The organism is Acuticoccus mangrovi, from assembly GCF_016411865.1.
Taxonomy (GTDB): domain Bacteria; phylum Pseudomonadota; class Alphaproteobacteria; order Rhizobiales; family Amorphaceae; genus Acuticoccus; species Acuticoccus mangrovi.
On record NZ_JAEKJA010000018.1, the window covers coordinates 29,493 to 51,652 of the forward strand.

General features: G+C 69.8%; 21 protein-coding genes and 1 tRNA gene. 15 read left to right on the forward strand and 7 right to left on the reverse strand.

Translation table 11 applies throughout. The features are described 5' to 3' along the window. Positions 1-162: 162 nt before the first annotated feature. The gene (locus JCR33_RS17930) at positions 163-1,701 is read right to left on the reverse strand and encodes a carboxyl transferase domain-containing protein (RefSeq protein WP_198883558.1); all 1,539 of its coding nucleotides are present in this window, start codon (positions 1,699-1,701) and stop codon (positions 163-165) included. Between the two features lie 117 nt (positions 1,702-1,818). Between JCR33_RS17930 and JCR33_RS17935 the strand changes: the two genes are divergently transcribed. The 6 genes from JCR33_RS17935 (at position 1,819) to JCR33_RS17960 (ending at position 6,259) form a co-directional block, all read left to right on the forward strand. Further along, positions 1,819-2,850 (forward strand): peptidase M29, encoded by a 1,032-nt coding sequence (locus JCR33_RS17935; protein WP_198883497.1) that lies wholly within the window; start codon positions 1,819-1,821, stop codon positions 2,848-2,850. Beyond that, the gene (locus JCR33_RS17940) at positions 2,847-3,404 is read left to right on the forward strand and encodes a 5-formyltetrahydrofolate cyclo-ligase (RefSeq protein WP_198883498.1); all 558 of its coding nucleotides are present in this window, start codon (positions 2,847-2,849) and stop codon (positions 3,402-3,404) included. Before JCR33_RS17935 ends, JCR33_RS17940 begins: the two co-directional genes overlap by 4 nt. After that, positions 3,395-4,222, forward strand: a complete 828-nt coding sequence (locus JCR33_RS17945; RefSeq protein ID WP_198883499.1) for a TIGR00282 family metallophosphoesterase — start codon at positions 3,395-3,397, stop codon at positions 4,220-4,222. The genes JCR33_RS17940 and JCR33_RS17945 overlap by 10 nt, the downstream gene beginning before the upstream one ends. Positions 4,223-4,349: 127 nt before the next feature. Continuing rightward, entirely contained in the window at positions 4,350-4,778 is a 429-nt protein-coding gene (locus JCR33_RS17950; RefSeq protein WP_232372666.1) for a DUF983 domain-containing protein, read from the forward strand. Positions 4,779-4,896: 118 nt separating this feature from the next. Next, positions 4,897-5,646 carry a YebC/PmpR family DNA-binding transcriptional regulator gene (locus JCR33_RS17955; RefSeq protein ID WP_198883500.1) on the forward strand — a complete coding sequence of 250 codons (750 nt, stop codon included), beginning with the start codon at positions 4,897-4,899 and terminating at the stop codon, positions 5,644-5,646. Between the two features lie 106 nt (positions 5,647-5,752). Continuing rightward, complete coding sequence (locus tag JCR33_RS17960) at positions 5,753-6,259, forward strand: DUF6653 family protein (protein WP_332461221.1); 507 nt, start codon at positions 5,753-5,755, stop codon at positions 6,257-6,259. Between the two features lie 25 nt (positions 6,260-6,284). Here JCR33_RS17960 and JCR33_RS17965 read toward each other — a convergent pair whose 3' ends face one another. Together JCR33_RS17965 and JCR33_RS17970 are read right to left on the reverse strand one after the other, a co-directional pair. Beyond that, a complete protein-coding gene (locus tag JCR33_RS17965) occupies positions 6,285-6,716 on the reverse strand; it encodes a DUF6691 family protein (RefSeq protein ID WP_198883501.1) in 432 nt (143 codons plus the stop codon). Continuing rightward, entirely contained in the window at positions 6,716-7,150 is a 435-nt protein-coding gene (locus JCR33_RS17970) for a YeeE/YedE family protein (RefSeq protein WP_198883502.1), read from the reverse strand. Before JCR33_RS17970 ends, JCR33_RS17965 begins: the two co-directional genes overlap by 1 nt. A 97-nt stretch (positions 7,151-7,247) precedes the next feature. Between JCR33_RS17970 and JCR33_RS17975 the strand changes: the two genes are divergently transcribed. Both JCR33_RS17975 and JCR33_RS17980 read left to right on the forward strand, forming a co-directional pair. Continuing rightward, positions 7,248-7,571 (forward strand): ArsR/SmtB family transcription factor, encoded by a 324-nt coding sequence (locus JCR33_RS17975; RefSeq protein ID WP_198883503.1) that lies wholly within the window; start codon positions 7,248-7,250, stop codon positions 7,569-7,571. Between the two features lie 94 nt (positions 7,572-7,665). Next, positions 7,666-8,748, forward strand: coding sequence for a PLP-dependent cysteine synthase family protein (locus tag JCR33_RS17980; protein ID WP_198883504.1), 1,083 nt, complete (start codon positions 7,666-7,668; stop codon positions 8,746-8,748). A gap of 57 nt (positions 8,749-8,805) precedes the next feature. On the opposite strand, the gene JCR33_RS17985 is transcribed toward JCR33_RS17980, so the two are convergent. The 3 genes from JCR33_RS17985 to JCR33_RS17995 all read right to left on the reverse strand — a co-directional run bounded on the left by JCR33_RS17985 (position 8,806) and on the right by JCR33_RS17995 (position 12,914). Beyond that, positions 8,806-9,339 (reverse strand): Rho termination factor N-terminal domain-containing protein, encoded by a 534-nt coding sequence (locus JCR33_RS17985; protein WP_198883505.1) that lies wholly within the window; start codon positions 9,337-9,339, stop codon positions 8,806-8,808. A gap of 62 nt (positions 9,340-9,401) precedes the next feature. Next, on the reverse strand, positions 9,402-11,774 hold the full coding sequence (locus JCR33_RS17990; protein ID WP_198883506.1) for a transketolase: 2,373 nt from the start codon (positions 11,772-11,774) through the stop codon (positions 9,402-9,404). Between the two features lie 63 nt (positions 11,775-11,837). Beyond that, the gene (locus JCR33_RS17995; protein ID WP_198883507.1) at positions 11,838-12,914 is read right to left on the reverse strand and encodes a nickel/cobalt transporter; all 1,077 of its coding nucleotides are present in this window, start codon (positions 12,912-12,914) and stop codon (positions 11,838-11,840) included. Positions 12,915-13,191: 277 nt separating this feature from the next. Here JCR33_RS17995 and JCR33_RS18000 point away from each other — a divergent pair, with 277 nt between their 5' ends. Further along, positions 13,192-14,109, forward strand: a complete 918-nt coding sequence (locus JCR33_RS18000; RefSeq protein ID WP_211110395.1) for a dihydrodipicolinate synthase family protein — start codon at positions 13,192-13,194, stop codon at positions 14,107-14,109. Positions 14,110-14,112: 3 nt separating this feature from the next. Here JCR33_RS18000 and JCR33_RS18005 read toward each other — a convergent pair whose 3' ends face one another. Continuing rightward, positions 14,113-15,390, reverse strand: coding sequence for a PAS domain-containing protein (locus JCR33_RS18005; RefSeq protein WP_198883508.1), 1,278 nt, complete (start codon positions 15,388-15,390; stop codon positions 14,113-14,115). A gap of 236 nt (positions 15,391-15,626) precedes the next feature. Here JCR33_RS18005 and JCR33_RS18010 point away from each other — a divergent pair, with 236 nt between their 5' ends. The 6 genes from JCR33_RS18010 to JCR33_RS18035 all read left to right on the forward strand — a co-directional run bounded on the left by JCR33_RS18010 (position 15,627) and on the right by JCR33_RS18035 (position 22,143). Continuing rightward, positions 15,627-16,124, forward strand: coding sequence for a phasin family protein (locus JCR33_RS18010; RefSeq protein ID WP_198883509.1), 498 nt, complete (start codon positions 15,627-15,629; stop codon positions 16,122-16,124). Positions 16,125-16,241: 117 nt separating this feature from the next. Further along, positions 16,242-16,318, forward strand: a tRNA-His gene (locus JCR33_RS18015). 119 nt (positions 16,319-16,437) lie between these two features. After that, positions 16,438-17,256 (forward strand): sulfotransferase family 2 domain-containing protein, encoded by an 819-nt coding sequence (locus tag JCR33_RS18020; RefSeq protein WP_198883510.1) that lies wholly within the window; start codon positions 16,438-16,440, stop codon positions 17,254-17,256. 83 nt (positions 17,257-17,339) lie between these two features. Beyond that, on the forward strand, positions 17,340-18,542 hold the full coding sequence (locus tag JCR33_RS18025; RefSeq protein ID WP_198883511.1) for an alpha-hydroxy acid oxidase: 1,203 nt from the start codon (positions 17,340-17,342) through the stop codon (positions 18,540-18,542). 148 nt (positions 18,543-18,690) lie between these two features. Continuing rightward, the gene (locus JCR33_RS18030) at positions 18,691-19,470 is read left to right on the forward strand and encodes an HAD-IIA family hydrolase (RefSeq protein WP_198883512.1); all 780 of its coding nucleotides are present in this window, start codon (positions 18,691-18,693) and stop codon (positions 19,468-19,470) included. Positions 19,471-20,022: 552 nt separating this feature from the next. Next, the gene (locus JCR33_RS18035) at positions 20,023-22,143 is read left to right on the forward strand and encodes an ABC transporter ATP-binding protein/permease (RefSeq protein WP_198883513.1); all 2,121 of its coding nucleotides are present in this window, start codon (positions 20,023-20,025) and stop codon (positions 22,141-22,143) included. Positions 22,144-22,160 lie beyond the last annotated feature (17 nt).

Sequence of the window (22,160 nt, forward strand, 5' to 3'; positions counted from 1 at the left end):
GCTCGCGGGTTCGCAGAATGGGGCGCGCGGCGCGCGGCGAGCGCGTCGTTACCCCGCAGATGGCGCGGATCTTCAGTGAAGTGAATAGCCGCGCGGCACTATCTGCCATCCTTTTGTGCATAGCGCCCACATGGTGTGCGGATCGTCCTGCAAGCCTTTGATCTACATTCGGAAAACGCCGAAGCGGGTCGACGCGATGGGCGCCTGCAGTGTCGCGGCGAAGGCGAGCGACAGAATGCGCCGCGTGTCGCGGGGGCGGATCACCCCGTCGTCCCACAGTCGGGCGGTCGCGAAGTAGGGATGACCTTCCCGCTCGTAGGTGTCGCGGATGGGGGCTTTGAAGGCCTCCTCCTCGTCCGCCGACCAGTAGCCGCCGTCGGCTTCGATGTTGTCGCGGCGCACGGTGGCGAGCACCGAGGCCGCCTGCTCGCCGCCCATCACCGAGATGCGCGCCGTCGGCCAGGTGAAGAGGAAGCGGGGCGAGTAGGCGCGCCCGCACATGCCGTAGTTGCCCGCCCCGTAGGAGCCGCCCACGATCAGGGTGATCTTGGGCACCTCGGCGCAGGCGACGGCGGTCACGAGCTTGGCGCCGGCGCGGGCGATGCCGCCCGCCTCGTACTCCCGCCCCACCATGAAGCCGGTGATGTTCTGCAGGAAGAGGAGCGGAATCTTGCGCTGACAGCACAGCTCCACGAAGTGGGCGCCCTTGTTGGCGCTCTCGGAAAAGAGGATGCCGTTGTTGGCGACGATGCCGACGGGGATCCCCGAGAGCCGCGCGAAGCCAGTGACGAGGGTGGTGCCGTAGAGCGCCTTGAACTCGTCGAAGCGCGAGCCGTCGACGAGGCGGGCGATGATCTCGCGGATGTCCACCTGTTGGCGCAGATCCGCCGGCATCACCCCCTCGATGTCGTCGTAGAGCGGCGCCTCGGCGGGGGCGAGCGGCACGTCGGCGGGGGTGGGGGCGCCGAGATTGGCGATCGAGCGGCGCGCCATCGCGAGCGCCTGGCGATCGTCGAGGGCGTAGTGGTCGGCGACGCCGGACAGGCGGGCGTGCACGTCGGCGCCGCCGAGATCCTCGGCGGAGACCACCTCGCCTGTCGCCGCCTTCACCAGCGGCGGGCCGCCGAGGAAGATGGTGCCCTGATGGCGCACGATGATCGCCTCGTCCGCCATCGCCGGCACGTAGGCCCCGCCCGCGGTGCACGAGCCCATCACCACCGCGATCTGGGCGATGCCTTCCGCCGACATCGTCGCCTGATTGTAGAAGATGCGGCCGAAATGGTCGCGGTCGGGGAACACCTCGGTCTGGTTCGGCAGGTTCGCCCCGCCCGAATCGACGAGGTAGATGCAGGGCAGCCGGTTCTGCCGCGCGATCTCCTGGGCGCGGACGTGCTTCTTCACCGTCATCGGGTAGTAGGTGCCGCCCTTGATGGTCGCATCGTTGGCGACGATCATGCAGGCACGGCCCGACACGCGGCCGATGCCGGTGATGAGGCCAGCCCCGTGGATCGCGTCGTCATAGAGGCCGTTGGCCGCCATCGGCGACAGTTCCAGGAACGGCGCGCCGGTATCGAGCAGCGTGTTGACGCGCTCGCGCGGCAGGAGCTTGCCGCGCTTGATGTGCCGCTCGCGGGCGCGCGCCGGGCCGCCTTCGGACACCCGCTCGAGGTGCGCGTCGAGGTCGGCCACGAGGTTTTCCATGGCGGTGCGGTTGGCGGCGGTTGTGTCGGCGTCGAGGGTGGAGTGTAAGACAGTCACGGCCGGTCCTTCGCGAGTTCGGACCGGACCAAAGCGCAGGATGGGGCGGAAAGGAAGAGGATGTTCGCCGATCGCATCGAAGGGAAGTGGATCGACGCGTTCGCCGAGCTGTTCGAGGCCGCGCGCATCCGCCCCGACGAGCGCGTCGCGATCCTCGCCGAAACCCAGTCCCGCGCGCTCAACGTGCACCTTGCCGAGCTCGCCCTGGCGCGGCTCGGCGTCGCGGCCTTCACCCTCACCGTGCCGACGCCGCGATCGGGCCCGATGATCGTCCGCTCCACCGGGGCGAGCCGCGCCCTCGACGGCTTCGACGCCGTAGTCGAGACGCTGCAGCGGGTGGACGTGGTGGTGGACCTCACCATCGAAGGGCTGATGCACGCGCGTCAGACGGGTGCGATCCTCGGCGCCGGCACCCGCATCCAGGTGATCTCCAACGAGCATCCGGAGGTGCTGGAGCGCATGCGTCCCGACCCGGCGCTGAAGGAGGCGGTGCGCGAGGCCGCCCGCGCCGCCCGCGGGGCGAGCGAAATGCGCGTCACCTCGCCGGCGGGCTCCGACCTCACTGTCGACATGCGCGGCGCCCAGACGGTCGGCGTCTGGGGCTGGACCGACAAGCCCGGCACGCTCGCCCACTGGCCGGGCGGCATCGTGGTGTCCTTCCCCCGCGCGGGCACCATCTCCGGTCGGCTGGTGCTGTCGCCGGGCGACATGAACCTGACCTACAAGCGCTATGTCGAGGCGCCGGTGCATCTGACGCTCGCCGACGACCGCGTGCGCGCGGTGGAGGGCGAGGGCGTAGACGCCCGCCTGATGCGCGACACGCTCGCCGCCTGGAACGACCCGGAGGCCTACGCCGTCAGCCACGTCGGATGGGGCCTCAACCCGGCGGCGCGGTGGGACGCCCTCACCATGATGGACAAGGCGGAGACCAACGGCACCGAGCTGCGGGCGGTCGCCGGCAACTTCCTCTTTTCGACCGGTGCCAACGAATTCGCCGGCCGCTTCACCGAGGGTCACTTCGACTTGCCGATGATGGGCTGCACCATCAGCCTTGACGGAGTGGACGTGGTGCGGGAAGGCCGGCTCGTATGAGCCTATCCGAGATCAAGAAGGGGCTGCGTCGCGACGCGATGGCCCGCCGCGCCGCCGCTGCCGCCGCCGCGCCCGATGCCGCCGAGCGCCTTGCCGCCCGTGCCGCCGCGCTGCCCGCGGCGCGCACCGTGTCGGCCTATGTCGCGATGCGCGACGAGATCGACCCTCTGCCGCTCGCCCGCGCGCTCGCTGCCCGCGGCATGCGCCTCGCGCTTCCGGTGGTGGCGGACAAGGCGATGAGCTTCCACGCCTGGGCCGACGGCGAGCCGCTGACGCCCGGCCCGTTCGGCACCATGGAGCCGAGCGGGGAGGCGGCGACGCCCGACCTCCTTCTGGTGCCGCTGCTCGCCTTCACCCGCGACGGCGGCCGTCTCGGCTACGGCGCGGGCCACTATGATCGCTGGCTCGCCGCCCATCCCGAGGCGAAGACCGTGGGGCTCGCCTACGCCGCGCAGGAGGTCGAGGCGCTGCCCATCGAGCCGCACGACCAGCCGCTCGACGCCATTCTCACCGAGCGCGAGTTCATCAGGACCAAGGAGACACTGTGCGGCTGATCTTTCTGGGTGACGTCGTCGGCCGGACCGGCCGGCAGATCGTCACCACTCACCTCCCGCGCCTGATCGAGCGCTACGCCATCGATTTTGCCGTGGTGAACGGGGAGAACGCCGCCGGGGGCTTCGGCATCACCGAAGAGATCCTGCAGTCCTTCCTCGACGCTGGCGCCGACGTCGTCACCACCGGCAACCACGTCTGGGACCAGCGCGACGCTCTGGTGTTCATCGCCCGCCAGCCCCGCCTCATCCGGCCGATCAACTATCCGCCGGGAACGCCCGGCGCCGGTGCCACCATGGTCACGGCACGCAACGGGGCGCGGGTGTTCGTCGCGAACGTCATGGGCCGCACCTTCATGGAGCCCCTCGACGATCCCGTCCGTCCGCTCGAGCACGCGCTCGAGATGCACAAGCTCGGCTCGGAGGTCGACGCCGCGATCGTCGACGTCCACGCCGAGGCGACGAGCGAGAAGCAGGTGTTCGGCCATCTCCTCGACGGGCGCGTGTCGCTCGTGGCGGGCACCCACACCCACTGCCCGACGGCCGACCACCGGGTGCTGCCCTACGGCACCGCCTTCATCACCGATCTCGGCATGTGCGGCACCTACGATTCCGTCATCGGCATGGAGAAGGACGAGCCGATGCGGCGGATGGTGGAGCGCGTGCCGGGTCAGCGGATCGGCCCGGCGACGGGCCCGGCCACGCTGAGCGGCGTCGCCGTCGACACCGACGACCGCACCGGCCTCGCGAACTGGATCGCGCCCGTGCGCGTCGGCGGCGACCTCGACCCCGCCCTGCCGACGCGCTGGGAGGAGGATTGAGGCGAGCGCGGCGGTGTAGGGTCCACCCCAGCGATCGATTGGCGCAGGTGACCGGCCGGGCGGCCGCGGCGCTTGCAGGGGTTCGGCGCACCTGTCATCGAAGGTGGGTGATTGCGGAGGAAGCGATATGAGCGAGCAGCGTCCCATGATGACCATCGATCGGGCCGACTATCCCTCGCCGATCACCATAGGCCTGACGTGCCGCTGTCCGCGCTGTGGCAAGGGCAAGCTCTTCAAGGGGTTCCTCTCGCTGCGCGAGAGCTGCGACGTGTGCGGGCTCGACTACGATTTTGCCGACCCGGCGGACGGGCCGGCCTTCTTCGTTCTCTGCTTCACCTGCGTGCCGGCGCTCATCGTGGCGGTGTGGGTGGAGGTGGCGCTTCAGCCGCCGCTCTGGGTGCACTTCCTCACGACGCTGCCGCTCATCATCGCCGCTTGCGTGCTGCCGCTGCGCCCGCTGAAGGCCTGGCTGATCGCGAGCCAGTTCTATCACGACGCGGCCGAAGGCAAGCGCGTCGACATGGTGCCGCCGGCGGGCCAGACCTCGCACGATTGACGGCCGGGCCGCGCGCGCCCACACTTTCGACCTCTCGTGGCATCGCGAACTCGGCGGCCCGGCTTCCTTTCGAGCCGCGCCGTCGCTACATCGTGGGCCGAGTGATCAGAGGACGACCATGGCCGGCCATTCCAAATTCAAGAACATCATGCACCGCAAAGGCGCACAGGACGCCAAGCGGTCGAAGCTGTTTTCCAAACTGTCGCGTGAGATCACCGTTGCGGCCAAGATGGGCACGCCGGATCCCGACATGAACCCGCGCCTGCGGCTCGCCATCCAGGCGGCGCGGGCACAGTCGATGCCGAAGGACAACATCGAGCGCGCCATCAAGAAGGCCGCCGGCGACGACGGCGCGGTCTACGAAGAGGTGCGCTACGAGGGCTACGGCCCCGGCGGCGTCGCCGTGCTCGTCGAGGCGTTGACGGACAACCGCAACCGCACCGCCGGCGTCGTCCGCGCGGCCTTCTCCAAGCACGGCGGGGCGCTCGGCGAGACGGGCTCCGTCGCCTTCATGTTCGACCGGGTGGGGGAGATCGAATACGCGCCCGCCGCGGCCGACGCCGAGGCGATGATGGAAGCCGCCATCGAGGCCGGCGCCGAGGACGTCTCCTCCGACGAGGACGGGCATCTCGTGACCTGCGCCTTCGAGGACGTGGCGGAGGTGTCGACGGCGCTCGGCGAGCGGCTCGGCGAGGCGCAGGCGGTGCGCATCGTGTGGCGCCCGCAGAACTCCACCCCCGTCGACGAGGACAAGGCCGGCACGCTGATGAAGCTCATCGACATTCTGGAGGACGACGACGACGTGCAGAACGTCTTCGCCAACTACGAGATCTCCGACGAGGTGATGGAGAAGCTCGCCGCGGCCTGACCGCCGGTCGGGCGGCCGCCCCGCCGCAGGAGGCACCGATGGCGAGCGACGCCCCCATCGCACCGGAGAGCCGACGGCGCGCGATCCGCCCGCCGCGGAGCCGAGCGTGAGGGCGGGAGCCGCCGGTCGGGCCATCGCCCGCGCGATGGCGATGGACGAGGCGACGTGGCGGCGTCACGCGAGCCCCTGGAGCGTCTGGACGCGGGTGCCGATTTTGCCGGCCTTGGCGCTCGCGATCTTCAGCCGCGCCTGGATCGGCTGGTGGGCGCTCCTGCCCGTCGCCCTCCTCGTCGTCTGGACCTTTCTCAACCCCCGCGTCTTCGCGCCACCGCGCGGCCCGCCGGGATGGGCGACGCGCGCGGTCTGGGGCGAGCGCCTCTGGCTCGCCCGTCACGAGCGGCCGGTCCCGCGGCACCATGCCGAGGCGGCCCGGCGCCTCACCCTTGCGAGTGGGCTGGGCCTGCCGATCCTCGCCTACGGGCTGATCGCGCTCGACGGCTGGGCGACGGTCGCCGGCACCATCCTCGCCGCCGGCGCCAAGCTCTGGTTCGTCGACCGCATGGTCTGGCTCTACGACGAGGCGGGTGAGGGGCGCTTTACCCTCGACCTCTGAGCCCCGACCCTGAGCCGGTAGCCGATCAGGCGGTGGCGTGGCGGGCCGCCGCCTCGCGCGACCGCGTGCCGAGGAAGAGGCCGATCAGCATCGCCGGCACGAACACCAGGGTGCCGGGGGCGAGCAGCGGGATCGCCGTCAGCGCCGGGCCGGGGCAGAAGCCGCCGATCCCCCAGCCGATGCCGAAGATCGCGGCGCCGAGGAGGAGGGGGGCGTCGATCCGCCGGTTCGTCGGCACCGCGAAGCTCGGGTTGAAGACCGGCTGCGGACGGCGCCAGGCGAGGCGATAGCCGATGAAGGCGGTCACCGATGCGCCACCCATGACGAAGGCGAGGGAGGGATCCCACGGCCCCAGAATGTCGAGGAAGTTCAGGACCTTGGCGGGATTGCTCATGCCCGAGATCACGAGCCCGACACCGAAGACGAGGCCGGAAAGGAAGCCGGTGAGGAGGCGCATCAGAAGATCTCCGCGTGACGCAGGACGATGACGGTGGCGACGGCGGTGACCATGAACACGCCGACGGCGGCGGCCGAGCGCGGCGACAGGCGGGCGAGGCCGCACACCCCGTGGCCAGAGGTGCAGCCGGAGCCGAGCCCGGTGCCGAAGCCCACGAGGAGGCCGGCCACCGCCATGCCGACGAGGTTGGTCGAGACGGTGCTCTCCACCGTCCCGCCGACGAGCTCGACAGCGAGCGGTGCGCCGATGATCCCGGCGAGGAAGGCGAGGCGCCAGCCCCAGTCGCTCGCGCTGCCGAGCGCGCCGAGGGTGATGCCGGAGATGCCGGCGATGCGGCCGAGAAGGCCCATCAGCATCACCGTGGAAATGCCGATGAGCACGCCGCCCAGCAGCGAGGCGAGCGGTGTGAAGGAGGTAGTGACGACGGGCAGCATGAAGGCTCCTTCGAAAATCGAGAGCGGCTTTGACGATGCCGCGTTCCCTCACATATGATAATCATCTAAATTAGACAATGCTAATATTGGTGCCGAGATGACCAGTCTGGAAGCGAGCGCGGCGCTCGGCGAGCGGGCCGAATGGGTCGCCGACCGGCTGCGCCTCCTCGCCAATGCGAGCCGGCTATTGATCCTCTGCCGGCTGACGGAGGGGGAGGCGTCGGTGGGCGTCCTGCAAGGGGCGGTGGGGCTGTCCCAGTCGGCCCTGTCGCAGCATCTGGCGCGGCTGCGGGAGGCCGGGATCGTGGCGACGCGGCGCGAGGCGCAGACGATCCACTACCGGATCGCCGACGACGAGACGCGGCTTCTGATGACGGCGCTCTACACCGCCTTCTGCCACCCGCCCGCCGAGGCCGGCTGATCCTCGCCTCGCCGAGTTGAAGGCCGCGGCGGGCTGGTTCAATGTGCCCCACCTCGCCGCCGGAGGGAGGGCGGCCAGCCAGCGAGGGCAGCCAATGGCGACTAACGACGGGATTCGCACCACCAGCGGGCGCGGCAAGCTCTTCGACAGCATTCTCGACACGATCGGCGACACGCCGGCCATCCGCGTCAACAATCTCGGTCCCGACCATGTGACGATCTACGTGAAGGCGGAGGCGTTCAATCCGGCGGCGTCGGTGAAGGATCGCCTCGCGGTGAACATCATCGAGGCGGCCGAGCGCGCGGGCACGCTGCAGCCGGGCCAGACCGTGGTGGAGGCGACGAGCGGCAACACCGGCATCGGCCTCGCCATGGTGTGTGCCCAGAAGGGCTATCCGCTGGTCATCACCATGGCGGAGAGCTTTTCGGTGGAGCGGCGCCGGCTGATGCGCATGTTCGGCGCCAAGGTGGTGCTGACGCCGCGCGCCGAGAAGGGCTTCGGCATGTACCGCAAGGCGGTGGAGCTCGCCGAGCGGCACGGCTGGTTCCTCGCCCACCAGTTCGAGACCGAGGCCAACGCCGCGATCCATGAGGCGACCACGGCGCGCGAGATCCTCGGCGACTTCGCCGACGGCCGGCTCGACTATTTCGTGACGGGCTACGGCACCGGCGGCACGGTGAGCGGCGTCGGCCGCGTCCTGCGGGCGGAGCGGCCCGACACCAAGATCATTCTGTGCGAGCCCGCCAACGCCGCCCTCGTCGCCTCCGGCACGCCGCAGCGGCGCACCGCCGACGGTTCCCCGGCGGTGAGCCATCCGGCCTTCGAGCCCCATCCGATCCAGGGCTGGACGCCCGACTTCATCCCGCTGACGCTGCAGGAGACGCTCGACGAGAAATATTATGACGAGCTGGTGCCGATCCCCGGGCCGGAGGGGATCAAGTGGGCACGTCTCCTCGCCCGGAGGGAGGGCATCTTCACCGGCATCTCCGGCGGCTCCACCTTCGCCGTGACGCAGATGATCGCGGAGAAGGCGGCGCCGGGCTCGGTGCTTCTGTGCATGCTGCCCGACACCGGTGAGCGCTACCTTTCCACCCCCCTCTTCGAGGGCATCGCCGAGGAGATGGACGAGGAAGAGATGGTGATCTCCCGCTCCACCCCCGGCTATCAGATGGGCTGAGCCGGCTCACGCGGTGCCGGCCCCTCCGCCGGCTCGGGCGGTGCGGCCCGAGGCGGCTCAGGCGGTGCCGATGAGCGCCGCCCAGAGCTCGCGCTTCGACATCCGCGATCGCCCGGCGACGCGCAGCGCCCGGGCGTAGCGGGCGAGCGTCTCCTTGGAGAGATCGCCGGCGTTCTTCAGCGTCTTGTGGATCGCGCGGGCGAGCTCCGTCTTCGTCATGCGCGTGGGGCCGCGCACCCCGAGGTCGCGGGCGAGCGCGATGAGGTCGGACTTCCGCGCTTCGATGATGCGCTTGCCGAACTGGGCGGTCTTCTCGGCGAACTCGGCGGACTGCTGCGAGTAGCGGTGCCCGGCGCCGCCGCGGCGCACCTCGCGCGTGGCGGCGGGGGTCGCCGGCGCGCTCCATCGGGCAAGGTGCGCGTCCCCGAGGTCGGCCGCGCGATAGCTCCCGCCGCGGCGCTCATATTCGGCGGCCGCGAGCTGCGCCTTGCGGGCCGACCATTCGCCGGGCTCCCCGCCTTCGTCCGACCAGATCAACTCGTCCTTGACGACCTCCCAAAGCCGCGGGCGGGTCGGTTGCGCTGTCGACATCAGGTGCCTCCATGATCTGGGGGCGCAACGCCGGCACGGCGTGCCGGTTTCGCCCCGGATAGTCAACCGGCGGCGAGGCGGAGGCGGCGCGGCATCAGCCCGTCGGCCGCACGCGCGATGCCCTCCGCATCGATGCCGTAGTGATGATAAAGCTCGTCGATGCGTCCTGTCTGCCCAAAGTGATCGACCCCCAGCGGGGCGACGCGATGGCCGTGAACCGCACCCAACCAAGATAGGGTCGCGGGGTGGCCGTCGAGCACCGTCACGATGCCGCAGTGGCGCGGCAGCGGCGCGAGAAGACGCTCCACCACGCACTCTGCCGCGATCCCGTCGGCGCGGGCGCGGCGGGCGTTGACCCACCCGGCGTGCAGCCGGTCGGCGGAGGTGACGACGAGCACTCCGACGTCGCGCCGTCCCTCCGCGATCATCGCCGCCGACTGGATTGCCTCGTGGGCGACGACACCCTGCACCGCCACGATGATCTCGGCGCTCGGCGAGGGCTCGCGCAGCCAGTAGGCGCCGTCGATGATCGCGGCGGCGAGGTCGTCGGTCATCTCGCGGATCGGCTGTTCCAGCGGGCGCGTGGTGAGGCGCACGTAGGTGGCGCCGCCCGCCTCGTCGGGAAGGCTCGTCCGCGGATCGGGGGTGGCGGCCCCGCGCCGCTGCATATGCGCGAAGGCGAAGCCCATCATCACGCCGAGCTCGTCGGCGAAGGCGGGCTCGAACGAGGTGAGGCCGTCCTGGCTCATGCCGATGAGCGGGGAGTTGATGGACTGGTGCGCCCCGCCCTCCGGCGCCAGCGTGATGCCCGACGGGGTGGCGGCGAGGAGGAAGCGGGCGCCCTGGTAGCAGGCGTAGGTGAGCCCATCGAGCCCGCGGGCGATGAACGGGTCGTAGAGGGTGCCGACGGGGAAGAGGGGCGCGTCGAAGAGGTCGCCGGAGAGACCGGCCGCGCCGAGGAGCAGGAAGAGGTTCATCTCGGCGATGCCGAGCTCGATGTGCTGCCCCTCGGGCGAGAACTGCCACTTCTGGGCCGACGGCACCCGCTCCTGCCGGAAGAAGTCGGCGATGGCCTCGCGGGCGAAGAGGCCGCGCCGGTTCACCCACGGTCCGAGATTGGTGGAGACGGTGACGTCGGGCGAGGAGGTGACGATGCGGGCGGCGAGCTCGCTCTTCTCACGGGCGAGGCCGTCGAGGATCTTGCCGAAGGCGGCCTGCGTCGAGATCGTGCGCTCGGCGACCTTGGGCATCGGCGGCAGCGCCACCGGTGCCGGGGCGGCGCGCGCCGGCCGGGGCGCGAAATAGGGCGTGGAGGCGATGAAGCGCGAGATCTCGTCGGCCGAGGCGTCGAGACCGCCGGCGGGGTCCCACTCGGTGCCCTCCGGCACGCCCATCACCTTCTGGAAGGCGGCCATCTGCGAGGGCGTCATCAGCCCGGCGTGGTTGTCCTTGTGGCCGGCGAGCGGAGTGCCCCAGCCCTTGATGGTGTAGGCGATGAACACGATGGGCCGGTCGTGATCCACCCGCTCGAAGGCGTCGATCAGCGTCTCGAGGCAGTGGCCGCCGAGATTTTCCATCAGCGCCGCGAGCTCGGCGTCGGAGCGGCGGTCGAGGAGGGCGGTGACGTCGCCCTGATCGCCGATCTCGTCCATGATCCGCTTGCGCCAGGCGGCGCCGCCCTGGAAGGCGAGGGCGGAGTAGATCGGGTTGGGGCAATTGTCGATCCACTGGCGCAGCGTCTCGCCGCCGGGCTCCTGGAAGGCCGCGCGCTGGAGGGCACCATATTTCAGCGTCACAATCTCCCAGCCGAAGGCGCGGAAGACGTGGGCGATGCGGTCGTAGAGGCCCTCGCGCACCACCCCGTCGAGGCTCTGGCGGTTGTAGTCGATGATCCACCAGGTGTTGCGCAGGCCGTGCTTCCAGCCCTCCTGCAGGCACTCGTAGACGTTGCCCTCGTCGAGCTCGGCGTCGCCCACGAGGGCGATCATGCGGCCCATCGGCTTGTCGCCCCGCCAGCCCTTGGCGGCGACGTAGTCCTGGATCAGCGAGGAGAAGGCGGTGATGGCGACGCCGAGGCCGACCGAGCCGGTGGAGAAGTCCACCATCGGCCCGTCCTTGGTGCGGGAAGGGTAGGACTGCGCCCCGCCCCAGCCCCGGAAGGCCTTCAGCTTGGCGAGGCTCTGGTGGCCGGCGAGATATTGGATCGCGTGAAACACGGGCGACGCGTGCGGCTTCACCGCCACGCGGTCCTCCGGCTTGAGGACGCGGAAATAGAGCGCCGTGAGGATCTGCACCATGGAGGCGGAGGAGGCCTGATGGCCGCCGATCTTCACCTCGTCCGGCTCGCGCAGATGGTTCGCGGCGTGGATCATGTAGCAGGAGAGCCAGAGGACCTTCCGCTCGATCTTCGACAGCATCGTAAGGTCGCGAGCCATGGCGTTCTCCCCTCGGGTCTCAAGTCACAAGAATAGCGCGGGATCCGGCCGTTCGGATAGCCGTCAAATGTTGGGCCAGATGCCCGCGATGAGGAAGGCGACGCTGATCAGCGTGATGGCGACGCCGGCGCCGAGCTGCAGGATCGGCACGGCGAGACCGACGTTGCGCACGCCCGCCGCGAACAGCGTCGCCCCTCGCGCCGTGGTCGCCGAAATGGCGACGAGGCTGATGAAGGTGCCGGTGCCGAGCGCCATCGCCACCGCCGCCACCGCGCCGACGGTGAAGAGGTGCATGCGCCAGGCGGCGACGAGCACGAACACGGCGCCGGTGCAGGGCCGCAGGCCGATGCCGATCACCAGCATCGCCGCGTCGCGCCACGAGCGGATCGCCTCCACCTCCTGCGGCGTCGGCGCATGCCGGTGGCCGCAGCCGCAAAGGCCGTCATGGTCATGGTCGTGCACGTGCTCGCCGTGCGTGTGGTCGTCGTGCGCGTGATGATCGTGGGTGTGGTGATGGTCGTCCGATGCGGCAAGGGCCGGGGCGATCAGGCCGAACCGGGCCGCCTGCTCGCGCCAGATCCCGTGGAAGCCGCTGATGGCCCGCCGGATCAGGATGAGACCGATGGCGAGGATGGCGAGATAGCTGAGCGGCACCAGGATCTGGTCGGTCGCCGCCATCGCCCAGCCGGCCGTGATGTCGAGGAGGGCGAAGCTGCCGTAGACGAGCGCGATGGCCGTCGCCGCCTGGGCGAGGCTTGCCGCGAGCGACAGGCCGACGAGGCGGACGGTGGAAATGCGGCTGGCGATGCCGGCGCCGGCGATCAGGAACTTGCCGTGGCCGGGGATCGCGGCGTGGAGGAAGCCGTAGGCGAGGCAGGCGCCGACGAGGCCGAGGGAGGCGAGGCCGCCGTGCCGGTTCACCCCGAGCAGCTCGTTGACCATGGTGTGGAAGGCGCGCTGCTGCTCGGCCGCCCAGCGGGCCATGTCGACGAGGCCGAGGCCGGAGGAGAGCACCGCCGCGGTCGCCGTGAAGCCGATCACCGCCACGATGATGGCGCCGAGCGTCCGGCGGCCGCGGGCCGTCAGGTTGCCGTCGCGCGCGCCGATCGTGGGGACCGATCCGGTGGTCGCTCGCTCCATGGACGCCTCACCTGTTTCAACCTCGACCGACCGGCGGATCGATACACATACACTCGACCTCTGACGCCATCGCGTCATGGGCGCAAGCCCCGTCGTCGGGCGTGGCGACGGTGTCCACCTCGGCGACAGGTTGAAACATACCGATCGCTCTGGTCTGTAGCAGCCGGCGCGGCAGCCTGCCGCAACCAATACGAACACGACGGCGCGGCTCGGGCATGGCCCGGGCCCTGCGCCGCAACAAGGCGCGGGTCGAAACACCGCGCGGGAGGAGAGCGAGATGAGCGTGCCCACCTACAAGGGCGTCTGGCCGGTGGCCCCGACGCCGTTCACCGAGACCGGCGACGTCGACTACGAAGGCATGACGCGCGTTCTCGACTGCATGGTCGACCAGGGCGTCGACGGTCTCTGCATCCTCGCCAACTACTCCGAGCAATTCCTCCTGTCCGACGACGAGCGGGAGAGGCTCACCCGGCTCTGCCTGGAACACGTCGCCGGGCGCGTGCCGGTGATCGTCACCTGCTCGCACTTTGCGACCGGCATCGTCGTCGAGCGCGTCAAGCTCGCCCGCTCCCTCGGGGCGGCCATGGTGATGCTGATGCCGCCCTATCACGGCGCCCTCCTCAAGGGCGGCGAGGCGCAGACCTACGAGCAGTTCGCCCGCGCCGGCGAGGTGGGGGTGCCCATCATGATTCAGGACGCGCCGCTGTCGGGCGTCGAGCTCTCGGTGCCCTTCCTCGTGAAGATGGCCCGCGAGATCGAGCTCGTGACCTACTTCAAGGTCGAAACGCCGATGGCCGCCGCCAAGCTGCGGGCGCTGATCGAGGCGGGCGGCGAGGCGATCGTCGGCCCCTTCGACGGCGAGGAGGCGATCACGCTGATGGCGGACCTCGACGCCGGGGCGACGGGCACGATGTCGTCGGCGATGCTGCCCGATCTCATCAAGCCGGTGCTCGAGGCCCACGCGGCGGGCGACCGCGCCACCGCCGCCGCGCGCTACGCCGCGATCCTCCCGCTGATCAACTACGAGAACCGGCAATGCGGCCTGCGCGCCTGCAAGACGGTGATGAAGGAGGGCGGCGTCATCGCATCCGACCACGTGCGCCATCCGCTGACGCCGCTGCATCCGGCGACGCGGGCGGGGCTCGTGGAGCTCGCCGCCGCGGCGTCGCCACTTGCGCTGCGCTGGGGGCGCTGAGGCTCAGCGCCAGCTGTCGAGCACCGTCAGCGTGTTCGCCGGCGCCGCGGGCTCGGCACCGGCGATGCGCAGGAGGCCGCCGGGCTCGCGGGTGAGGGTGCGGCCGGCCGCTTCGGCGAGCTCCGCGAGCCGGCCCGACGCGAGCGACTGGGCGAACGGGGCGTCGGCATAGGGGGTGAGGCTGACGACGATATCGTCGCCGTCCTCGCGCACCCGCATCACGGTGCCGGCCGAAACGCGCGAGGCGATCGACAACAGGAGGAGGCGCAGGAGGCGAACCTCGCGGTCGCGGGCGGCGAGGCGGGCGTCGCCGTGGGCCTGAGGGTCGGCCTCGGCGACGATCAGTACCGAGGCTTCGGTGACGAGACGGCGCACCTCCCGCACCGCCGCGGCGAGCGGGGTGTCCTCCGCCGCATCCTCGCTTGCCGGCGCGGGGCAGGTGGCGCCCTCGTCCGCCACCTTGTGGAAGGCGACGAGGGCGAGGCGGCCGCCGAGCGCGCCGACGGTCACGTCGTGGAGCCCGTCGGTGGCGCGCACGGGCGCCGTCGAGCGGGTCGGCGAGGTGCCGACGGAGAGGGCGAGGGAGACGAGATCCAGAATGTGCGCCCGCTCGCTTTCGAGGGGGAGGACGCCGGAGAGGTCGGTAGCGTCGCCGGCCAATGTCTGGAACGCACGGTTGGCGACCTCGATGTCGCCCGTGCGCGTCACGAGCGCGATCGGATCGGGGTTGGCGTCGAGGATGGCGCCGAGCGGGTCGTCCTCGGCAAGGCGCAACGTCGACGGGACCGCGTCGGCGGCCTCCTGGCGGATGACGGTGATCAGCATCGAGCGCCGGCCGGCCCAGTCGATCGGCGCCATGGTGACGCGGGCGTCGAACGGGTGGCCGTTGGCGGTGGTCATGGTCATCGTGCCGGTCTGCGACGAATTGGCGCGATGGAACAGGGCGCCGAGCCCGCCGGCCATCTCGAGCACGTTCGCGGAAGAATATCCGAACTCCGCGAGGGCGGTACGATTGGCGAAGGCGATGCTGTCGCCGTCGAGCACCAGCAGTGCGACCGGGATGCGGTCGAGAATGGTGGCGGTGCGCGGGTCGCTGTTGCCGACGTCGAGGGTGGAGCCCTGACGCGGGATCGCGAGCGGCGCGCGCGCGGTCGCAGGCTCGCCCTCGATCCGCAGGTCGCCCGCATAGCGGGCGCCGAGCGCCTCGGCGATATAGCGGAAGGCCTCGTCTTCCGGCCGTTCGAGCCGGCTGAGATCGAGCGATGCGTCGCCGCGCTCCATCCTGCGGCCTCCCTGCAAACTCAACAATACGAGCGTCGAGACGTAGCCGCCGGTGTGCTGCGAATGGGTTAAGGGCGCGCGAGATTCATGTGAATCGCATCGCGGACGCAAAAACATGTTGCACTGCACAATAACTCGATTATGTATGGCTCGGCAGCGGTTCAATGCCGCAGTCGAATGAAATCACGGGACGGGGTCGTGCAGCGAACCGCCGCGAACCCGTGAAGGAGGTCAGAATGTCGACCAACGAAAATATTCCTAACCCTGACGCGGCAATCGAGCAGGGTTTTCAGGCCGCCCAAATGGCGACCAATGACTTTGCATCTGTTATTCCGGGAGCCGAGGGCTCGAACATGGTTCGGGAGCTCGCTGAGCAGAGTATCGCGTCCGCCCGGCAGATGTACGAAACCGCGCGTAATGCAGCAGAGGAAGCGACGGATATGATGGAAGATACCTACGAGCACGCCCGCAAATCGTTCACTGAGATGAACCTCAAGCTGATCGATCAGGCCCAGGCCAACACCGACCGCGTGTTCGCCTTCGCCAAGGAAGTGGCCAGCGCCAAGACCGTGTCCGAGGCGGTGGAGCTCCAGACGAAGTTCGTGCGCGAGCAGTTCGAGGCCTTCGCCGGCCAGGCGCGCGAAATGCAGGAGACGGCGCAGAAGCTCGCGACCGAGACCACCGGCCCCATGAAGGAGGCCTGGGAGCGCGCGACGCAGAAGTTCAACACCTAATCAGGTTGTTTCTGTCCGCCAGAGCGCGCCGGGCTTCCCGACGCGCTTTTTTTGTGCCAAGAGGCATCTCCGACGGGGGTGCGGCTCATTCGCCCGCCCCCGTCAGACCTGACGCGGGCCGACGTAGCTCAGTTGGTTAGAGCGCTGGATTGTGGATCCAGAGGTCGTAGGTTCGACCCCTACCGTCGGTACCACCCGCCCCTAAATCCCCAGGATCGTTGTGGCATCGCACCTTGTGCGAACCGAGCAGACCCCTTAGGGGGCGTCGCTCGGCATGTGAGTTCGGCAACGATCGCGAGGAGACCGGAGCCCGATGCGGGAGCTTCTGATTCATCTTCATATCCCGAAATGCTCGGGAACGTCGGTGAACTACGAGATGATTCGCCACTTCGGCGCGGCGCGGGTGCTCTCCGGGCAGCCGCCGCTGGCGCTCGGGCGGCTCGCCGCGATGACGCTCGACGAGCGCAACGCCGCTTACGACGCGGTGGCCGGCCACTTCGCCTGGAACGTCACCGAGTATTTCGAGAATCGCCCGTTCACGGCTTTCTCCATCCTGCGCGATCCGCTGGAGCGCATCTGCAGCTTCTTCAACTTCGTGCACCGCAGCACGTCGCATCCGGCCAACGCGATCTTCAAGAAGCGCCTCAAGAGCCTCAACGACCTCACCGAGGCGCTGATGCGGCCCCATCCGATCTTCTTCAAGGAGTGGAGCAACTACTACACGCGCGCCTTCAGCGGCCTATCGATCGACCGCTTCGTGGACGGCGACAGCGCCAAGGGTGTGCTCGGCCCGGCGGGCTTCGGCGCCACCTTCGACGAGGCGCGGAGCCTGGTGGAGGAGCGCATCGCCGACCGCCGCCTGATCATCGGCGAGCAGCCCCTCATCGAGGCCTTCCTGCGCGACAAGGGGGTGCTCGAGGGGAGCCTGACCCACCGCAACGTCGCGCCGAAGGTCGATCCCGCCCAATCCGACTACGAGGTGGCGACGGTGGCGACGCTGTCGCCCGCCACGCGCGCGCTGCTCCTCGAATGGAACGCGCTCGACATGGCCCTTCTGGGCGCCGTCGCTCCCGACAGCGTGCGCCATCGCGGCGTGGCGGTGGTGGGCGGAGGCGCTTCGCCGTCCGCCTGACGGCTGCGTTGGTTCTTTTCCCCGGTCAGCGCTTGGGGCTAGTGTGCAACGAACGAGGTCGGAGCGCCGGCCGGGGAGGACGTGTGGCACCCATTCTGACGATCGAGGATCTTCGCCTGAGGCACAAACGCTTTACGCCGAAGATGTTCTACGACTACGCCGACTCCGGCTCCTACACGGAAGGCACCTATCGCGAGAACGAAGCCGCGTTCGCCGCCATCAAGCTTCGTCAGCGCGTCGCCCGCAACATCGACCATCGCGACGTCTCGGCCACGATCCTCGGGCGCCCGGCCACCATCCCCGTCTATCTCGCTCCCGTCGGCATGACCGGCATGCAGCATCCGGACGGCGAGATCCTCGCCGCCCGCGCCGCCGAGGCGTTCGGCGTGCCCTTCACCCTCTCCACCATGAGCATCTGCTCGCTCGAGGACGTGAAGGCCGCCACCACCAAGCCCTTCTGGTTCCAGCTCTACGTGATGCGCGATCGCGGCTTCGTGGCCGATCTCATCGCCCGCGCCAAGGCGGTGGGCTGCGGCGCCCTCGTCCTCACCCTCGACCTCCAGATTCTCGGCCAGCGTCACAAGGACGTCCGCAACGGTCTCTCCGCTCCGCCGAAGATGACGCCCCAGGTGATCGCCGATCTGGTGCAGCACCCGGCGTGGTGCATGAAGATGCTCGGCACCAAGCGGCGCTCCTTCGGCAACATCGTCGGCCACGTGAAGGGGGTCGACGATCTCGGCTCGCTGTCGGAGTGGACGGCGCGGCAGTTCGATCCCTCGCTCGACTGGTCCTCGGTGGAGTGGATCAAGTCGCACTGGGACGGGCCGCTCATCCTCAAGGGGATCGGCGACGTCGAGGACGCCAAGATCGCGCTGCAGACGGGCGCCGACGCCATCACCGTGTCGAACCACGGCGGGCGCCAGCTCGACGGGGCGCCGGCCTCGATCCACATGCTGCCCGAGATCGCCGAGGCGGTGGGCGACAAGATCGAGATCCACATGGACGGCGGCATCCGCTCCGGTCAGGACGTCCTGAAGGCGATGGCGCTCGGCGCGCACGCGACGTCGATCGGCCGCGCCTTCATCCACGGCCTCGGCGCGATGGGCGAGGCCGGCGTCACCAAGGCGCTCGAGATCATCCAGCGCGAGCTGGACACCACCATGGCGCTCTGCGGCGAGACCAAGATCACCGAGGTCGGGCCGCACAACATCTGGGGCGGGGTGCCCCATCCGGCGCCGGTGGTCGACCCGGACCGCGAGCGCGGTCTCGCCGCCGTCGGGGCCTGAGCCCGGCGGCAACACCCTCGCGACATCCGCACGCCCGCCGGGGGCTCGGCGGCGCGGCGTCCTCTTTTCAAGTGCCACCGCCGATGCTTGGATCGGGCGTGTGGTTGGCCCGCCCTGCGATACCGGGCCCGGTTGAGAGGGGGACGCCGTGACCTTGCCACCGATCGAGGCGATCATCGCCGACCTGGACGGCGTGGTGTTTCGCGGCGCCGCCCCCATCGCGAGCGCGGTCGACGCCTTCGCCGCCTGGCGCGCGGCGGGCATCCCCTACGCCTTCGTCAGCAACAACTCGACCAAGAGCCCGGCGGAGATGGCCGCCAAGCTGACGGCGATGGGAGTGCCGGCGACCGAGGAGCAGGTGGTCACGAGCTCCACCGGCACCATGCGCGCCCTGCGCGAGGGGTGGCCCCGCGGCGGCAAAGCCGTGGTGCTCGGCGCGCCGTCGCTGGAGCAGGCGGTGGAGGCGGCCGGCTTCGTCCTCACCGAGGACGCCGACGCCGACTGCGTGGTCGTGGGGCTCGACCGCGACCTCACCTATCGCCGCCTCGACCGGGCGGTGGCGGCGGTGCTCGCGGGAGCCGCCTTCATCGGCACCAACGCCGACCGGCTCATTCCCGAATCGGGCCACTTCGCCCCAGGAGCGGGGGCGATGATCGCCGCGGTGGCGGCGGCGACCGGCGTCACCCCGCGAATCATCGGCAAGCCCGGCCCGGACCTCATCGAGGAGGCGATCGTCCGGCTCGGCGTCGCCCGCGATCGGGTCATCATGATCGGCGATCAGGTCGCGACCGACATCGCCGCGGCGCGGGCCGCCGGCGTGTTTGCGGTGCTCGTGGAGACCGGCGTCGCCAATCCGCTGCCGCACGTGCCGGAGCCCGACCTCACCCTCGCCGACCTCACCTCGCTGCGGCCGCCGCTCGCCGCCTGACCGCGTGCGAACCCCCTTCCGTCCGCTGGATCGGCGGTTAGGAGGCGATTCTCACGAAAATGTGACCTTTGTCCGTTCTTGCCGCATGTGCGAAGGGCGCTAGCGGTCGGCGGGAAAAGCAAGCACGAATCCGCTTCGATTTTTCACGCACGCGTGATGGACCCGGTCGGGACGGGCGAGTTCCGGGCCGCGAATGCGGCAACGGTGCCACATTCTGTGATCTGCGACACAAGTGAACCCTCTGCCGGATCACCAACTATTTGACTGTCCCTTTGCGACCCATGGGCATTCCGATGCCCTCGGCGAGTAGACGGAAGGAACAGCTCGCCGTGTGGCACTGTGGCTATAGTGTGACCAACGACGCTCAGCCTAAGCTCCGCGGCAAGTATCGGTGCAGCCTCATGCGGCATACTTTGCTCGCACTATTGGGTGTTTACTGAATTGCGCAACATTGTTGTAACGTCGAGTAACTTTCAGATCGAACCGGGCTGTCGCGGCGTGCTCGTCACCGCGACGGGCGCGGCGCTTTTGGCGTACCTTCTCGATACTTTCATGGTTCTCGACTCGCTGCCGCACGGCTGGGCGACCGCCGTCATGGGCAGCCTTCACATCCTGGCCGGCTGGGTGGGTCTCCTGCAGGCGACATTGGGCGCCGTGGACCTCGCCCCGCTCGTCCTCGGCGTGCGTCTCGCGCTCACCCATCCGCGGCTCCACCAGCCGCTGCGACGCGCCGGGCCGACGCCCGTGTCGGGCATGCGCTCCTTCCGCGGTCTCGTGATGGCCTATTGGGGGTCGGAGCGCTGGGTCGAGGCGTGGGCGCTCACCGTCGGCATCGTCGTCCTCACCACGCTGTTGTCGAAGAGCAGCGTGTGGGCGGCGACCGCCACCGCCGACTTCCTCAGCGCCATCGTGCGCATCCACGCGACGCCCGAGGGGGTCGACCCGGTCGCCGTTCTGCTGACGGCGGTGGCCGCGTTCGCCGCGGTCCACCTCGCCCGCGTCGGCGGGACGGCGGTGCGCCACTTCCTGTCCACCAGCCTGCACCGCAAGGCGCGCGGCTGGATGCAGGAGCAGTTCTCCGCCGCTCTCCTCGCCAAGAACCACATCGCCATGGGGCTGATGAGCAACCGCGATGCGGCCCCCGGCACCGCCGGCCGCATGCCGGACAACGTCGATCAGCGCATCGACGAGTGCTCCAACGCCCTGTTCGGCGGCATCATCGGCCTCGCCATGGGCATCTGGGGGGCGGTCGCCTCGATCTACTTCGTCAGCGTCGCGATCATCGCGCGCTCGGTGGAGGTCGCCTTCCTGGAGCGCTGGTTCGCCGCCATCGGCGCGGCCGCCGGCAAGGCCTTCGGCCCGAGCGTCGGGGCGGCGCTCTCCTTCTCGCCCGGCGAGTACGGCTCGGCGCTGCTCGTCGCCCTGCTCATCGCCGTCTACGTGCCGCTCGGCACCTTCTGCGCCTGGTGCCTCGGCCGCGTGCTGGAGCGGCAGACGCTGGAGCGTCAGGCGCGCGACGGCAGCTGGCGCGGCGAGCTCAACGACCTGTTGAGCCGCTCCGGCCAGCTCGCCATCTCCAACGGCGAGCGGGTGCAGGCGCGCACCAACTCCGTCCTCTACGGCGCCATCGACCGCGTGTGGCACCGCATGAACATCACCACGGCCGCCTTCCAGGCGTTCACCGACGGCTACACCTTCTTGTCGAAGCGGCTGGTCTCCTACCTGCCGGCGCTGCCCGGCTATCTCTCCGGGGCGATGACCTTCCGCACCTACACGGCGACGTCGGAGCTCGCCGCGGAGCTGATCAACGACTGCTCCTGGTTCCTCCAGGTGATGCCCGCCATCGCCACGCTCAACGCCAACGCCAAGCGCCTCACCGAGGTGGCGGAGGCGATCGAGTGCGCCAGCGATCAGCACCGCTTCTACAGCGAGACGGGGGTGCACGAGTTCCGTGCCCTCACCCAGGCGTCCGCCTTCGGGCTGACCCTGCGCGACCTCGCCCTCAACCACCGCGGGCGCGATGCCGAACCCTTCCTGCGGGTGCGCCATCTCAGCCTGCGTCCCGGCCACTGGGCCTACGTGCGCGGCCACAACGGGTGCGGCAAGTCGAGCCTCCTGAAGGCGATCGCCGGGCTGTGGCCCTACGGCTCCGGCGATGTCGTGCTGCCGGAAGGCGCCAGCGTGTTCTTCGCCGGCCAGGACCCGGACCTGCCGACGCGGCTCTCGCTGAAGGAGCTCGTCACCTACCCGCATTTCGGCAGCGCCTACAGCGACAAGGACGTCGCCGCGGTGCTCGCCGAAGTGGGTCTCGGCCGTTTCATCCGCGAGCTCGACGAGAGCCTCCACCACGGCAAGCCCTGGAACAACGTCTTCAGCGGCGGCCAGCGGCAGCGCCTGGTGCTCGCCCGCATCATCCTGCAGCGGCCCGACGTGCTGCTGCTCGACGAAGCCTGCTCCGCGCTCGATCCGGCGGCGGTGACCGACTTCCACAGCCTCCTGCGCCATCATTGCGGGGATGCCGTGGTGATCTCGATCATGCACAGCCCGGAGCCGCCCGTAAGCCCCACTGGGAAGTCGTTCTACGACAACATTCTCTATATCGAGGATGGCGAGGCGGACCTTCATCCTATAACGGTCGCGGCGATCAAGCGGCCTCCGATCGCCGCGGAGTAGGCGAGGGCAACAGCCGT

Excerpts from the sequence above, each read along its gene's own strand:
- JCR33_RS17955 (WP_198883500.1), top strand. The coding sequence starts at position 4,897 with ATGGCCGGCCATTCCAAATTCAAGAACATCATGCACCGCAAAGGCGCA.
- JCR33_RS17965 (WP_198883501.1), bottom strand. The coding sequence starts at position 6,716 with ATGCGCCTCCTCACCGGCTTCCTTTCCGGCCTCGTCTTCGGTGTCGGG.
- JCR33_RS17935 (WP_198883497.1), top strand. The coding sequence starts at position 1,819 with ATGTTCGCCGATCGCATCGAAGGGAAGTGGATCGACGCGTTCGCCGAG.
- JCR33_RS17950 (WP_232372666.1), top strand. The coding sequence starts at position 4,350 with ATGAGCGAGCAGCGTCCCATGATGACCATCGATCGGGCCGACTATCCC.
- JCR33_RS17975 (WP_198883503.1), top strand. The coding sequence starts at position 7,248 with ATGACCAGTCTGGAAGCGAGCGCGGCGCTCGGCGAGCGGGCCGAATGG.
- JCR33_RS17985 (WP_198883505.1), bottom strand. The coding sequence starts at position 9,339 with ATGTCGACAGCGCAACCGACCCGCCCGCGGCTTTGGGAGGTCGTCAAG.
- JCR33_RS18000 (WP_211110395.1), top strand. The coding sequence starts at position 13,192 with ATGAGCGTGCCCACCTACAAGGGCGTCTGGCCGGTGGCCCCGACGCCG.
- JCR33_RS17970 (WP_198883502.1), bottom strand. The coding sequence starts at position 7,150 with ATGCTGCCCGTCGTCACTACCTCCTTCACACCGCTCGCCTCGCTGCTG.
- JCR33_RS17980 (WP_198883504.1), top strand. The coding sequence starts at position 7,666 with ATGGCGACTAACGACGGGATTCGCACCACCAGCGGGCGCGGCAAGCTC.
- JCR33_RS18020 (WP_198883510.1), top strand. The coding sequence starts at position 16,438 with ATGCGGGAGCTTCTGATTCATCTTCATATCCCGAAATGCTCGGGAACG.
- JCR33_RS17930 (WP_198883558.1), bottom strand. The coding sequence starts at position 1,701 with ATGGAAAACCTCGTGGCCGACCTCGACGCGCACCTCGAGCGGGTGTCC.
- JCR33_RS17940 (WP_198883498.1), top strand. The coding sequence starts at position 2,847 with ATGAGCCTATCCGAGATCAAGAAGGGGCTGCGTCGCGACGCGATGGCC.
- JCR33_RS18005 (WP_198883508.1), bottom strand. The coding sequence starts at position 15,390 with ATGGAGCGCGGCGACGCATCGCTCGATCTCAGCCGGCTCGAACGGCCG.
- JCR33_RS18035 (WP_198883513.1), top strand. The coding sequence starts at position 20,023 with ATGGTTCTCGACTCGCTGCCGCACGGCTGGGCGACCGCCGTCATGGGC.
- JCR33_RS17990 (WP_198883506.1), bottom strand. The coding sequence starts at position 11,774 with ATGGCTCGCGACCTTACGATGCTGTCGAAGATCGAGCGGAAGGTCCTC.
- JCR33_RS17995 (WP_198883507.1), bottom strand. The coding sequence starts at position 12,914 with ATGGAGCGAGCGACCACCGGATCGGTCCCCACGATCGGCGCGCGCGAC.
- JCR33_RS18010 (WP_198883509.1), top strand. The coding sequence starts at position 15,627 with ATGTCGACCAACGAAAATATTCCTAACCCTGACGCGGCAATCGAGCAG.